14 protein-coding genes are annotated in these 13,269 nt (G+C 65.5%); 12 read left to right on the plus strand and 2 right to left on the minus strand.

Translation table 11 applies throughout. The features are described 5' to 3' along the window. Positions 1–125: 125 nt before the first annotated feature. Positions 126–1,028, plus strand: a complete 903-nt coding sequence (locus JHD73_RS22690; protein WP_199032440.1) for a mechanosensitive ion channel family protein — start codon at positions 126–128, stop codon at positions 1,026–1,028. A 69-nt stretch (positions 1,029–1,097) separates the two neighbouring features. Here the strand turns inward: JHD73_RS22690 and JHD73_RS22695 are convergent, their stop codons facing one another. Further along, positions 1,098–1,667, minus strand: a complete 570-nt coding sequence (locus JHD73_RS22695) for a cob(I)yrinic acid a,c-diamide adenosyltransferase (RefSeq protein WP_199032441.1) — start codon at positions 1,665–1,667, stop codon at positions 1,098–1,100. Positions 1,668–1,799: 132 nt separating this feature from the next. Here JHD73_RS22695 and JHD73_RS22700 point away from each other — a divergent pair, with 132 nt between their 5' ends. The 11 genes from JHD73_RS22700 (at position 1,800) to JHD73_RS22750 (ending at position 12,535) form a co-directional block, all read left to right on the plus strand. Then, entirely contained in the window at positions 1,800–3,218 is a 1,419-nt protein-coding gene (locus JHD73_RS22700; protein ID WP_199032442.1) for an FAD-binding oxidoreductase, read from the plus strand. Between the two features lie 27 nt (positions 3,219–3,245). Next, complete coding sequence (locus JHD73_RS22705; RefSeq protein WP_199032443.1) at positions 3,246–4,136, plus strand: LysR substrate-binding domain-containing protein; 891 nt, start codon at positions 3,246–3,248, stop codon at positions 4,134–4,136. Between the two features lie 507 nt (positions 4,137–4,643). Then, positions 4,644–6,137, plus strand: coding sequence for an FAD-linked oxidase C-terminal domain-containing protein (locus tag JHD73_RS22710; RefSeq protein WP_199032444.1), 1,494 nt, complete (start codon positions 4,644–4,646; stop codon positions 6,135–6,137). A gap of 17 nt (positions 6,138–6,154) precedes the next feature. After that, positions 6,155–7,075: an ion transporter gene (locus tag JHD73_RS22715; RefSeq protein ID WP_199032445.1), complete on the plus strand. Its 921-nt coding sequence runs from the start codon at positions 6,155–6,157 to the stop codon at positions 7,073–7,075. A 24-nt stretch (positions 7,076–7,099) separates the two neighbouring features. Continuing rightward, on the plus strand, positions 7,100–8,233 hold the full coding sequence (glcE, locus tag JHD73_RS22720; RefSeq protein ID WP_199032446.1) for a glycolate oxidase subunit GlcE: 1,134 nt from the start codon (positions 7,100–7,102) through the stop codon (positions 8,231–8,233). 12 nt (positions 8,234–8,245) lie between these two features. Beyond that, complete coding sequence (glcF, locus tag JHD73_RS22725) at positions 8,246–9,499, plus strand: glycolate oxidase subunit GlcF (RefSeq protein WP_199032447.1); 1,254 nt, start codon at positions 8,246–8,248, stop codon at positions 9,497–9,499. Positions 9,500–9,551: 52 nt separating this feature from the next. After that, positions 9,552–9,929, plus strand: coding sequence for a CidA/LrgA family protein (locus JHD73_RS22730; RefSeq protein ID WP_021195925.1), 378 nt, complete (start codon positions 9,552–9,554; stop codon positions 9,927–9,929). Then, a complete protein-coding gene (locus JHD73_RS22735; protein WP_199032448.1) occupies positions 9,926–10,657 on the plus strand; it encodes an LrgB family protein in 732 nt (243 codons plus the stop codon). The genes JHD73_RS22730 and JHD73_RS22735 overlap by 4 nt, the downstream gene beginning before the upstream one ends. Before the next feature lie 168 nt (positions 10,658–10,825). Continuing rightward, positions 10,826–11,221, plus strand: a complete 396-nt coding sequence (locus JHD73_RS22740) for a VOC family protein (protein ID WP_199032449.1) — start codon at positions 10,826–10,828, stop codon at positions 11,219–11,221. 69 nt (positions 11,222–11,290) lie between these two features. Further along, complete coding sequence (locus JHD73_RS22745; RefSeq protein ID WP_199032450.1) at positions 11,291–11,770, plus strand: cupin domain-containing protein; 480 nt, start codon at positions 11,291–11,293, stop codon at positions 11,768–11,770. Between the two features lie 66 nt (positions 11,771–11,836). Next, the gene (locus JHD73_RS22750) at positions 11,837–12,535 is read left to right on the plus strand and encodes a YafY family protein (RefSeq protein ID WP_199032451.1); all 699 of its coding nucleotides are present in this window, start codon (positions 11,837–11,839) and stop codon (positions 12,533–12,535) included. Here JHD73_RS22750 and JHD73_RS22755 read toward each other — a convergent pair. Continuing rightward, on the minus strand, positions 12,532–13,035 hold the full coding sequence (locus tag JHD73_RS22755; protein WP_199032452.1) for a glutathione peroxidase: 504 nt from the start codon (positions 13,033–13,035) through the stop codon (positions 12,532–12,534). The genes JHD73_RS22750 and JHD73_RS22755 overlap by 4 nt on opposite strands. Positions 13,036–13,269 lie beyond the last annotated feature (234 nt).

The raw sequence follows: 13,269 nt of genomic DNA on the forward strand, positions 1-13,269 counted from the left end.
GTCCAACAGGGGACGTAGGTGCGGCGCAATATATAACAAATGTGACCAAAACGTATCAAAGTCACACAAGTGCGTTGTCTTTGGCATATCGTAGGGAGATTCCCCTGCCCACCCCGGAGGCAACTATGGCAGACAACCTGGTGGAAACCGCCACCAACACCGCAAGCAAGTACCAGGCGATCGTCGAACAGTACGCCGCCGACGTCGGCATGAAGATCCTTGCCGCCATCGTCTTCTGGGTGGTCGGCCGCTGGCTGATCAACCTGGCAGTGCGCATGGTGGAAAACTCGCTGGGTCGGCAAAAGGTCGATCCGACCGTGCTGCGCTACGTCGGCTCGATCATCACCGTCACGCTGAACGTGCTGCTGGTGATCGGCATCCTGGGCTACTTCGGCATCCAGACAACGACATTTGCAGCACTGATCGCGGCAGCGGGTGTAGCGATCGGCATGGCGTGGTCTGGGCTGTTGTCAAACTTTGCGGCGGGTGCATTCCTGATCGTGTTGCGGCCGTTCAAGGTGGGCGACTTCGTGACGGTCGGCGGCATCACGGGCACGGTCAAGGAAATCGGTCTGTTTGCTACCGCACTCAACACGCCGGACAACGTCGTCACCATCGTCGGCAACGGCAAGATCTTCGCCGACACGATCCAGAACTACACCTCGAACCCATTCCGCCGCGTGGAGCTGAAGGCGCAGCTGGCCGGCAGCGCCGACCACCGTGCCGCCATCGCCTTGCTCAAAGAGAAGATCGCGGCCATCCCGAACGTGCTGACCGATCCGCCCGTCGACGTGGAGATCCTGGAGTTCAACCTGGTCGGCCCCGTGCTGGCGGTGCGCCCGTACGCACACAATGACAACTACTGGCAGGTGTATTTCGACACCAATCGCACGATCAAGGAAGCGCTGACCGAAGCCGGCTTCCCGGCGCCAACCCCGTCGCAAGCGCTGACCATCACCACGCCGGCGCAGTTGCAAGGGCTGGCCGCAATGGCGCAAAGCACAACAACACCGACCAGCATGAACTGACCCTCGCCCAGCAAAGCAAACGGCCCGGTACAAATACCGGGCCGTTTTGTTTTGGCGCGGCGACGCGGGTTACGCCGGCTTATGTACGTCGCGCTCCCAGAGCACATCCGCGCCACCGCCAGCACGATTGAGCACGCGGGCCAGTACAAACAACAGGTCTGACAGGCGATTGACGTACTGGCGTGGCGCCTCGCCAATCGCCTCGGTGCGGCCGAGAGCGACGATACTGCGCTCCGCCCGGCGCGCGACGGTGCGGCAGATGTGCGCCTGCGCGGCCGCACGGCTGCCGCCGGGCAGAATGAATTCGGCCAGGCGCGGCAGATCGGCGTTGTAATCGGCCAGCCATTGGTCCAGCCGCAGCACGTGCGCCGTCGTGACCATCGTGTAGCCGGGGATGCACAGCTCGCCGCCCAGATCGAACAAGTCGTGTTGGATCGCGGTGAGCGCTGCATGTATCCCGTCCTGCACGCCGTCGGGCAACGTTTCCGTCAGCAGCACGCCGATGTGCGAGTTCAGTTCGTCAACGTCGCCAATCGCGGCGATGCGCAGGCTATCTTTGGCTGTGCGGCTGCCGTCGCCGAGGCCGGTGGTGCCGTCGTCGCCGGTGCGCGTGGCGATCTTGGATAAGCGGTTGCCCACGATGTGTCTCCCTGGATGCGGTGCAATATCGATGCTGGCCATTATCGCAAGCCGCGCGCGACCCCGGCGTTAGAATGACAGCCCACGTTGCTCCCAAACTGCGGCCCCAGACCGCAGCCACCGCGAGACGCCATGAACCACCCCGCTCCTCACTCACAGTTGATCCGCAAACCGATCCCGCAGGCCATGCTCGACGCGCTGCGTGCCCGTTTTGGCGATCGCCTCTCCACCGCCGAAGCCGTGCGTGCCCACCACGGCCGCGACGAATCCGCCTACGACCCGATGCTGCCCGACGCCGTCGTCTTCGCGCAGACCACCGAGGACGTCGCCGCCGTCGCCAAGCTCTGCTTCGAACATGAGATTCCGCTGATCCCGTACGGCGCAGGCTCGTCGCTCGAAGGTCACCTGCTGGCCGTGGCCGGCGGCGTGAGCCTCGACCTCTCGCAGATGAACCATGTACTGTCCGTCCACCCGGAAGACCTGACGGTGACGGTCGAGCCGGGTGTCACGCGCAAGCAACTCAATACCGAGATCCGCGATACCGGTTTGTTCTTCCCGATCGACCCGGGTGCGGATGCGTCCATCGGCGGCATGTGCGCGACGCGCGCGTCCGGCACCAATGCCGTGCGCTACGGCACGATGCGCGAGAACGTGCTGAACCTGACGGTCGTCACCGCCGACGGCCGCATCATCAAGACGGCCAACCGCGCGCGCAAATCGTCAGCGGGCTATGACCTCACGCGCCTGTTCATCGGCAGCGAGGGGACGCTGGGCATCATCACCGAGATCACGCTGAAGCTGTATCCGCAGCCGGAAGCGGTGTCCGCTGCGGTGTGTGCGTTCCCGAGCATGGGCGATGCGGTGTCTGCCGTGATCGACACCATCCAGATGGGCGTACCGATTGCGCGCGTGGAGTTTGTCGATGCGCTGGCCATCCGCGCGATCAACCAGTACGACAAGCTCACGCTGCCCGAAATGCCGACGCTGTTCTTCGAGTTCCACGGCTCGGAGCACGGTGTGCAGGAACAGGCCGAGACCGTCCAGCAGATCGCCGCGGAACACAAAGGCCAGGGCTTTGAATGGGCCACCCGGCCTGAGGACCGCAGCCGCCTGTGGAACGCCCGCCACAACGCGTACTTCGCCTTCCTCCAACTCAAGCCCGGCTGCCGTGCCGTCACCACCGACGTGTGCGTGCCGATCTCACGTCTGGCCGAGTGCGTGGTGGAAACCGAGCGAGACCTGCTCGCCAGCGCGCTGCACCTGCCCGCGCCCATCGTCGGCCACGTGGGCGACGGCAACTTCCACGTCGCGCTGCTGATTGATCCGAACAAACCGGAAGAACTGGAAGAAGCTGAACGCATCAACCAGCGCATCGTCGCGCGTGCGATTGCCATGGACGGCACCTGCACGGGTGAGCACGGCGTCGGCCTGCACAAGATGGACTTCCTCGTCGCCGAGCACGGCAACGATGCCATCGACCTGATGCGCAGCGTCAAGCAGGCGCTGGACCCGAAGCACATCCTGAACCCCGGCAAGATCTTCCACCTGTAACCGGCTCAACCACCAGCGACCGCCCGCATGTCCTCCGTCTTCAAGCGCGTTCCTCCGCTGCATCTGCTGATTGCCTTCGAAGCGGGGGCGCGCCATGCGAGCTTCGCGCGTGCGGCCGAAGAGCTGTCGGTCACGCCCAGCGCGGTGTCCCACCGCATCAAGAACCTTGAGGAGCTGTGGGGCGAAGACCTGTTCGTGCGCACCGGCACTGCGCTGCGGCTGACGGCTGCCGGCACGCGCTACCTGCGCAGCGTGCAGGACGCGCTCAAGAGCCTGCACGAGCTGGCGCGGCCCGAATTCAGCAAGCAGCGCGCGCGGCTGCGCGTGGCGATTCCGCCCACCTTCGGGCGCCAGCACCTCGTGCCGCGCATTCCCGAGTTCAACGCGCTGTACCCGCACATCGACGTGGAGCTGCATCTCTCCATCCCATTCCTGGACGTAAAGGCTGAGGACACCGACGTCGAAATCCGCTACGGCACGGGGCGCTATCCGGATTTGAAGACGACGCTGCTGCTCAACGAGCCGGTGTTCCCGGCATGCGGGCGCGGCTACTTCGAGCAGATCAGCGGCACCACCATCACCGAAGCCTCGCAACTGCTGAACCTCACGCTGCTGCGCAGCCCGCTGGAGCCGTGGCGCCCGTGGTTTGAGGCCGCCGGGCTGGATGCCCCGGAGCCTTCCACCGGCTCACTCTTCAACGACATCGGCTTGATGCTCGAAGCCGTGGCATCCAACCAGGGCGTGGCACTGGTGCGGCAGGCCATGGCGCGCAACTGGTTGGCGTCAGGCCAGATCGTGCGGCTGCTGGACATCGAATCGACCTCGCCGCATGCGTACTACATCGTCCAGCGCGAGCAGGCGCCGATGAAGCCCGAGGCGCAGCACTTTGTGGACTGGCTGCTTGGGTTGGATTGGTAACACGCCTGGCCCTATCGCCGATCGCCGATAGGGCGCTCTGGCGGGCCATCGCACCTCAAACCTCCGGATTCGAAACTTTTAGTACCGACGTTGGAGCTGCCGACCTCCGACGGTGATGCAAAAAGCAGCAACGCCGGACCTTTGAGGTCCGACGTTGCACCTCAGAGGTCCGACGCCCGACCTTTTTTGCTCCGGCGTTGCTGCTTTTTTCATCAACGCTGACCGTTTAACCTCCGCGCCCGGAGCACCGGGGCTCCGGATTCGAAACTTTTAGTGCCGATGTCGCAGGTTTGAGCTCCACCGTCGGCAGTGGAAGCGTCGATGGCGGCGCTTGAAGGTCCGCCATCGACCATGACAGCCTTGCTGCACCGCGATGAATGCGATTGGCCATTTGCGCGAGCCAAATTCATCGCCGCAAAAGTCCTTAACACGCCGCGTGGCGCGGCGGCCGGGCTATAGTGCCTCCCACCCGGCCACCGCTGCCGGGCAGAACCATGAGAGACACCCATGAACGCGCCGCTACCCGCCACCGCCCGTGACCTGTCTGCCCTGCAGGCCGAGTTGACCGCCGCGCTGTCGCAGATCGTTCCTGACGACGCCCTGCTCTGGGAACGCGAAGACACCACCCCCTATGAATGCGATGGCCTGGCCGCCTACCGGCAGGTGCCGCTGGCCGTGGTGCTGCCGGACACCGAGGCGCAGGTCGTGCAGATATTGCGCGTGTGCCACCGCATGGGCGTGCCCGTGGTGCCACGCGGTGCCGGTACGAGCCTGTCGGGCGGCGCGATGCCCACGCCGGGCGGGCTGGTGCTGTCACTGGCCAAGTTCAAGCGCATCCTCAAGGTCGATGCCTACACGCGTACCGCCGTGGTGCAGCCGGGCGTGCGCAACCTCGCCATCTCGGAAGCGGCCAACCCGCACGGGCTGTATTACGCGCCCGACCCGTCGTCGCAGATCGCCTGCACCATCGGCGGCAACGTGAACGAGAACTCCGGCGGCGTGCACTGCCTGAAGTACGGCCTGACCGTGCACAACGTGCTGCGCGTGCGCGCCGTGATGATGGATGGCGAGGTGGTCGAGTTCGGCAGCGAGGCGCCCGACGCGCCCGGCCTGGACCTGCTGGCCACCATCATCGGCTCCGAAGGCATGCTGGCCGTGGTGACGGAAGTGACCGTGCGCCTGATCCCCAAACCGCAACTCGCGCAGGTGATCATGGCCAGCTTTGATGACGTGGAAACCGGCGGCAACGCCGTGGCCGACGTGATTGCCGCCGGCATCATCCCGGCGGGGCTGGAGATGATGGACAAGCCCGCCACCGCCGCTGTGGAGGAATTCGTCTGCGCCGGCTACGACCTGAACGCCGCTGCCATCCTGCTGTGCGAATCCGACGGCACGCCCGAAGAGGTGGCCGAAGAGATCGCCCGCATGAGCGAGGTGCTGCGCGCATCGGGTGCCACGCGCATCCAAGTGTCGCAAAGCGAGGCCGAGCGCCTGAAGTTCTGGAGCGGCCGCAAGAATGCCTTCCCGGCAGCCGGCCGCATCTCGCCCGACTACTACTGCATGGACGGCACCATCCCGCGCAAGCACATCGGCACGCTGCTGCGGCGCATTCAGGCAATGGAGCAGAAATACGCCCTGCGCTGCATCAACGTGTTCCACGCGGGCGACGGCAACATGCACCCACTCATCCTATTCAACGGCGAAGACCAGGACGAGTGGCACCGCGCCGAGCTGTTTGGCTCGGACATCCTGGAGACCTGCGTGGAGCTGGGTGGCACGGTGACAGGCGAGCACGGCGTGGGCGTCGAGAAGCTCAACTCGATGTGCGTGCAGTTCTCGACCGAAGAGCGCGACGCCTTCCTGCGCGTGAAGGCCGCCTTTGACCCGGTACGTCTGCTGAACCCCGACAAGGCCATCCCCACGCTCGCGCGCTGTGCCGAATACGGCAAGCTGCACGTGCGCAACGGCCTGCTGCCGCACCCAGACCTGCCGCGCTTCTGAGCCCACCCGAACCACCCATGAGCCAGAACCCATCCCGCCCCGACCGGTACCGATGGCACGCCCACAACGCGCGCCTTGGCGAGTACCTTGGCAAACCCGAAGAAGACGGGTGGCGCCGACGTTGGTACATCATCATCTTCGAGGCCGAGACCCGTGCCGGCCGGCGCTTCGACGAGATCCTGCTGCTTGCCATCGTCACCAGTGTGGCGGTGGTGATGCTCGACAGCCTGCCGAGCATCCATGACCGTGCCGGCACGCTGTTCACGGTGCTCGAATGGCTGTTCACGTTGCTGTTCACGGCAGAGTACGTCATGCGCATCCTGGTGGTGCAGAAGCCCTGGCGTTATGTGTTGAGCTTTTACGGCGTCATCGATTTCGTGTCGATTCTGCCGACGTGGTTGGCCGTCTTTGCGCCCGAAATGGCGTATCTGGTGGACGTGCGCCTGCTGCGGCTACTGCGCGTGTTCCGGGTACTCAAGCTCACCATCTACTTTGAAGAAGCGCAGGTGCTGCTGCGCGCGCTGGTCAACGCCCGACGCAAGATCTTCGTGTTCCTGGGCACCGTGTTCATCATCACGATCATCCTGGGCACGGTGATGTACGTGGTGGAGGGGCCGCAACACGGCTTCACCAGCATTCCGGTCAGCATGTACTGGGCGGTGGTCACGCTCACCACCACAGGTTTCGGCGATCTGGTGCCGAAGACCCCGCTGGGGCAGTTCATCACATCGATGACCATCCTGCTCGGCTACAGCATCATCGCGTTCCCCACCGGCATCATCGGTGCGGAACTGGTGAACACCATGCGCGAGCGCTCCCCCAAGGCGCGCACCTGCACGCACTGTGCCACCGAAGGCCACGACGCCGACGCCGTCTTCTGCAAGCGTTGCGCGACCAAGCTGCCCCCTCTTTCCACGGAAACCGCCAGCAGCCAGTGAGCTGCAGCGCCCGGACGTCTCGACATGCCCACCACGCCAGACACCGCACTCCCGCCCACACTTGCACGCTTTCGTGAGGCGATCCTGCAAGCCGCCGACACCCGCACGCCGCTCACCCTGCGCGGTGGCGGCACGAAGGATTTCTACGGCCGCGCGCCTGCGGCCAACGCCACCGTGCTTGATACGCGCACATGGTCGGGCATCGTCGACTACGACTGCGCGGAGCTGGTGATTACCGCACGCAGCGGCACGCCGCTCGTCGAGATTGAGGCCGCACTGGCCGAGCACCGGCAGATGCTGGCGTTCGAGCCGCCGCACTTTGCCGCGGACGGCAAGCAGGCAACCGTAGGCGGTGCGTTTGCCTCCGGGCTGTCGGGCCCGCGCCGGCAATCGGTGGGTGCGCTGCGCGACTTTGTACTCGGCGCGGTGGTCATGGATGGCCGAGGCGACGTGCTCAACTTCGGCGGCCAGGTGATGAAGAACGTGGCCGGCTACGACGTCTCGCGCCTGATGGCGGGTGCGCTCGGCACGCTGGGCCTTGTCGTGCAGGTGTCGCTGAAGGTGCTGCCGATGCCGTTCTGCGACGCCACGCTGCGCTTTGCCATGGCGCAAGCCGAGGCCATCGATACGCTCAACCGCTGGGGCGGTCAGCCGCTACCGATTGCCGCGTCTGCGTGGATCGACGGTGCGCTGTGGCTGCGCCTGAGCGGCGCCGATGCGGCGGTGCGTGCCGCCATCACCAAGCTTGGTGGCGAACGCGTTGACGATGCGCAAGCCGCCACCTTCTGGCGCGACCTGCGTGAGCAGTCGCATGCATTCTTTGCGCGTGCCCTGCAGAGCGGCCTGCCACTGTGGCGCATCGCTCTGCCACCGGCGACGCCACCGCTGGCACTCGGTCACGCTTCGGTTGATGAACAGCTCGTCGAATGGGGCGGCGGTCAGCGCTGGTGGATCGATACCGCCAATACGCCCGCCGACGCCATCCGCGATGCCGTGAGCAAAGCCGGCGGCCATGCCACGCTGTTCCGCAACGGCGAGCGCACAAGCGACATCTTCACGCCCGTCGCCGCGCCGCTGATGGCCGTGCACAAGCGCCTGAAGGAGAGTTTCGATCCGCACGGCATCTTCAACCCGGGCCGTCTGTACGCCGATTTCTAACGCACGCTCATCATGCAAATCACGCTCGCGGCGTTCCTGCGCAACACCCCCGACGGCGAAGAGGCCCAAAGCATCGTGCAGAAGTGCGTGCACTGCGGCTTCTGCACGGCCACCTGCCCAACCTACCAACTGCTCGGCGACGAGCTGGACGGCCCGCGCGGACGCATCTACCTGATGAAGCAGGTGCTGGAAGGCCAGCCCGCCGGCCAGGCCACGCGCCTGCACCTGGACCGTTGCCTGACCTGTCGCAACTGCGAATCGACGTGCCCCTCCGGCGTGACCTACGGGCGGCTGGTGGAGATCGGCCGCAAGATCGTCGACGACCAGCTCGACGCGCGTGGTGAATCGCGTCCGCTGGGCGAGCGCGCGGTGCGCTGGGTGCTGCGCGAGAGCCTGACGCGGCCTGCGCTGTTCGGCCCCGCGCTCAGGCTGGGGCAGGCCGTGCGTCCGCTGCTGCCGCCCGTGCTGCGCAACAAGGTCCCCGCCAAGCAGCCACGCGCCGGTGTGCGGCCGGTCGCCACACACGCACGCAAGATGCTGCTGCTCGAAGGCTGCGTACAGCCCGCCATGTCGCCCAACATCAATGCGGCCACGGCGCGCGTGTTCGACAAGCTGGGCGTGCAGCTCATCAGCGCAGACCGCGCCGGCTGCTGCGGCGCCATCCGCTACCACATGAACGACCACGTGGGCGGCCTCGGCAACGCACGTGCCAATATCGATGCGTGGTGGCCGCATATCGAAGCCGGCGCCGAAGCCATCGTCATGACGGCCTCCGGCTGCGGCGCGATGGTCAAGGAATACGGCCACCTGCTGCGCGACGACCCCGCCTATGCCGAGCGCGCGGCGCGCGTGTCCGCCATGACGCGGGACCTGTGCGAAGTGCTGCCGGCCTTCTCCGATGCGCTGCTGCAGAAGGCCAAACCCGCCGCCGGGGGGACAAAAGGCCCGCGCGTGGCGTGGCACCCGCCCTGCACGCTGCAGCATGGCCAGCAGATTCGTGGGGCAGTGGAAACGTTGCTCACCTCGCTCGGCGTGGACGTCAAACTCTGCGCTGACAGCCATCTGTGCTGCGGCTCGGCGGGCACGTACTCCGTGCTGCAACCGGAACTGGCCTACCGCCTGCGCGACGACAAGCTCAGCAAACTGCAAGCTACGCAGCCGGAGCGCATCGTCACCGCCAACATCGGCTGCGTCACGCATCTGCAAAGCGGCACCGATACGCCGGTCGAGCACTGGATCGAGCTGGTGGACCGGATGCTGGCCTGAAACGTCGGCGCGTCGGTTCTATACTGCCCGCTTCGTTTTGCCCGGAGGCCCCATGCTGCAAACCTTCGCGATCCTGTTGACGTTCCAGTCGATCGGAGAGCTGCTGACGTATTCGCTGCACCTGCCCGTGCCGGGCCCGGTGATCGGCATGGTGCTGCTGGTGATCTACCTGCTGGTGGACAAGGGCCGCGTGCTCGAAGTCATGCAGGGCACCGTCAGCGACTTGCTGCGGCACCTGACCATCCTGTTCGTGCCGGCCGGCGTGGGCGTGATCACGCAACTGCATCGCATCGGGCAAGAATGGCTGCCGATTGTGGTGGCGACCGTCGTGTCGACGTGGCTGTCGATTGCCGCAGGGGCACTCGTCACGCGCGCGCTGATGCGCCGCATGGGTGACCACGGCGAGGCCAACGAGGAGCTTGCCCCATGAACACGATGGCTCCCAACCTGTACCAGCTCTGGGTCTACCTGGCCGCCAGCCCGCTGCTGGGCCTGACCGCCACGCTCATTGCCTACCTGATCGGCGTGCGCCTGCACGAGCGCAGCGGCTTCAATCCGATGGTCAACCCACTGCTGATTGCGGTGGTCATTCTGGGCACGCTCCTGACGGTGACGCACACGCCGTACAAGACCTACTTCGACGGTGCGCAGTTCGTGCACTTCCTGCTGGGGCCCGCCACCGTGGCGCTGGCGGTACCGCTGTTCCAGCAGTGGTCGAAACTGCGCCGGCATGCGCTACCACTGATGTGCGGGCTCCTGGCCGGGTCGGTCGTGGCGGTGGTATCAGCGGTTGGCATCGCGTGGCTGCTGGGTGCTACGCCGGAAACACTGCGCTCCATGGCGCCGAAGTCGGTAACGATCCCGATCGCGATGGGCATCTCGGAGAAGATCGGCGGTGCGCCAACGATCACGGCCGTGCTGGTGCTGATTACCGGCATCGTGGGCGCAACCACCGCCACACGGCTGTTGAACCTGCTGCGCATCCGCGAGTACAGCGTGCGCGGCTTTGCGACCGGCATTGCAGCGCACGGCATCGGTACGGCGCGCGCGTTCCAGGTCAGCCCGGAAGCGGGTGCGTTCTCGGCGTTGGGCATGGGCTTGAACGGTGTGCTGACGGCGATACTCGTGCCGCTGCTGGCGGGTTGGATTCCGCACTGAGCCCTGCCTCACTCCGCCCCGGCATTCACTGCCTGGGCAATTTGCAACACCCCCACTCCCTCCTGAAGGCTCCTGACAGAACGCTGTCAGGAGCCCCCCGCCAGAATCGCTCCACCTTAACGGCAACGGCACCCCCAACCGCCCGAGCCATCAACCGGAGCGAGCACCATGGCAAGCGTCATCAACTGGTTTGAAATCCCCGCCAACGATTTCCCGCGCGCGGTGAAGTTTTACGAGAACGTCTTCGACACGCAGCTCAAGCAGGAGGACATGGGCGACCTGACCATGGGCGTGTTCCCGGCAGGTGAGACGACCATCCACGGCGCGCTGGTCAAGGGCGAAGGCTTTGCCCCGTCGGACAAGGGCAGCGTGGTCTACCTGAACGCACCCAACCTGGATGCCGTGCTTGAGCGCGTGAACGGCAGCGGCGGCCAATGCGTGTTCGGCCCGATGACGCTGCCCGACAACATGGGCCGCATCGCCCACATTGTCGACACCGAAGGCAACCGCGTCGGCCTGCACGAGCCGGACGCCAAGACGCAGGCGTACCTACTACAGCAGTAAGCGCCCCCAAGGGGCCCCAAAAGGCCGGCGCGCGGGCGTCGGCCTGACTTACCGAGACAGAGAAAAACCATGCCGAGTCAGTCCCCGTATCTCATGCGCGCCGCCGATATTGCTGCGCGCACGCAGTCGTTTTCGCACCCCTGGAACAGCCTGTCGGAAATCCACGGCACGATGATGGGCCGGCTGCTCGGGCTCAAGCGCACGGGCGTGAATTTCGCGCGCGTGCCGCCGGGCAAGGAGTCGTTTGTCTACCACTCGCACCAGCGCGAAGAGGAGTGGATCTACATCCTCTCGGGCGAAGCGCAGGCCGAGATTGCCGACAGCATGTTCACCGTGCGCGCGGGCGATTTCATGGCCTTCCCCGTGGGCGTGGCGCACCACCTGCGCAACTGCGGCAAGGACGACCTGCTCTACCTGTGCGGCGGCGAACACCTGAACATCGAGATTGCCGATTTCCCCCGTCTGGGCAAGCGCATGCTGCGCCGTGGCGAGCAGGTTGACGTGGTGGATATCCACCCGCAACGCGAGTTGACGCCCTTCGGGGCGTAGTGGGCTCAGGCGGGCTTAGGTGGTCAAACCATGGCGCGCATGGCACCCGGGCCGAAGCCCACTACAATGCCGCGCATGACCCGCCGCGCCGACCGCCTTTTCCAGATTGCCCAGATCCTGCGAGGCCGCCGCCTGACCACGGCGGCGATGCTGGCCGACCGCCTGGGCGTGTCCGAACGCACGGTGTATCGCGACATCCGCGATCTCTCCGTCTCGGGCGTGCCGATTGAGGGCGAGGCCGGCATCGGCTACCGCATGCGCGCCGGCTTCGATCTGGCCCCGCTCATGTTCACCGCCGATGAAGTGGAAGCGCTGGTCGCAGGCGCGCGCATGATCAAGGCGTGGAGCGGCGGCACGATGGCCGGCTCCGTCGAAGCCGCGCTGGAAAAGCTGATGGGCGCCTTGCCCGCCGAGCGTCGCTCCGAAGCCGAAACCACACGCATCTTCGCGCCCGGCTACGGCATGGGCAGCGAGGTCAAGCAGGTCTTCGACACGCTGCACTCCGCACTGGGCCGCCACGCGGTCGCGCGACTCTCCTACCGTGACGCGCAAGGCCAGTTGACCGAGCGGTGCATCCAGCCGCTCGGGCTGTTCTTCTGGGGGCAGGTGTGGCTGGTGGCCGCGTGGTGCGAGCACCGTCAGGACTACCGCACCTTCCGCCTGGACCGCTGCGTCAAGGTCGACATCCTGGAGCGGCAGTTTGCGGAATCCGCCGAGCGCTCGCTGGCGGATTTCATGCGCAAGGTGCGTGGGTCAGGCGACTAGGCCGGCAGCGGATCGGGCTCCGCCAGCAGCATCTCGATATCGCCAATGATCTCCTCCGGCTTGGTCAGCGGCGCGTAGCGCTTGTAGACCGTGCCGTCACGGCGCAGCAGGAACTTGGTGAAGTTCCACTTGATCGCTTCCCAGCCCAGCACACCGGGCTTTTCCGAGGTCAGCCACTTATACAGCGGATGCGCGTTGTCGCCATTCACGTCGATCTTGCTGAACATCGGGAACGACACGCCGTAGTTCTTCTCGCAGAACGCGCCGATCTCATCCGCCTCGCCAGGCTCCTGCTTGCCGAACTGGTTGCAGGGAAAGCCGAGCACTTCCAGGCCCTTCTCGCCCAGGCGCTTGTACACCGCCTCCAGCCCCGCGTATTGCGGCGTGAACCCGCACTTGCTTGCCGTGTTCACGATCAACAGCACCTTGCCGCGATATTGCGAAAGCGGCACGCGCTGTCCTGTCAGCGAATCCGCCTCGAATGCGTAGACATCAGACATGGGAAACCCCGAGAGAAGAGTGGAAAGGACAATTCAAGTCTGGCCGGAGAATGCCAGAAACGCCAGTCCCGCGCCGGTGTGGCTTTCCCTGCCCTGCGGCATGGGGGAACACGATCACGTCTACCCGACGGCAACGCTCACGCGCGCACCCCGTCGGTTTGGCAGTTGGAGCCCTAGATGGCGCCTTGAATTTGTGTTGCAGGGAGGAAAAAGAGAGCGGGCCTGTCTGAGCGC

This window comes from Ralstonia sp. ASV6, from assembly GCF_016429285.1.
Lineage (GTDB): Bacteria > Pseudomonadota > Gammaproteobacteria > Burkholderiales > Burkholderiaceae > Ralstonia > Ralstonia flaminis.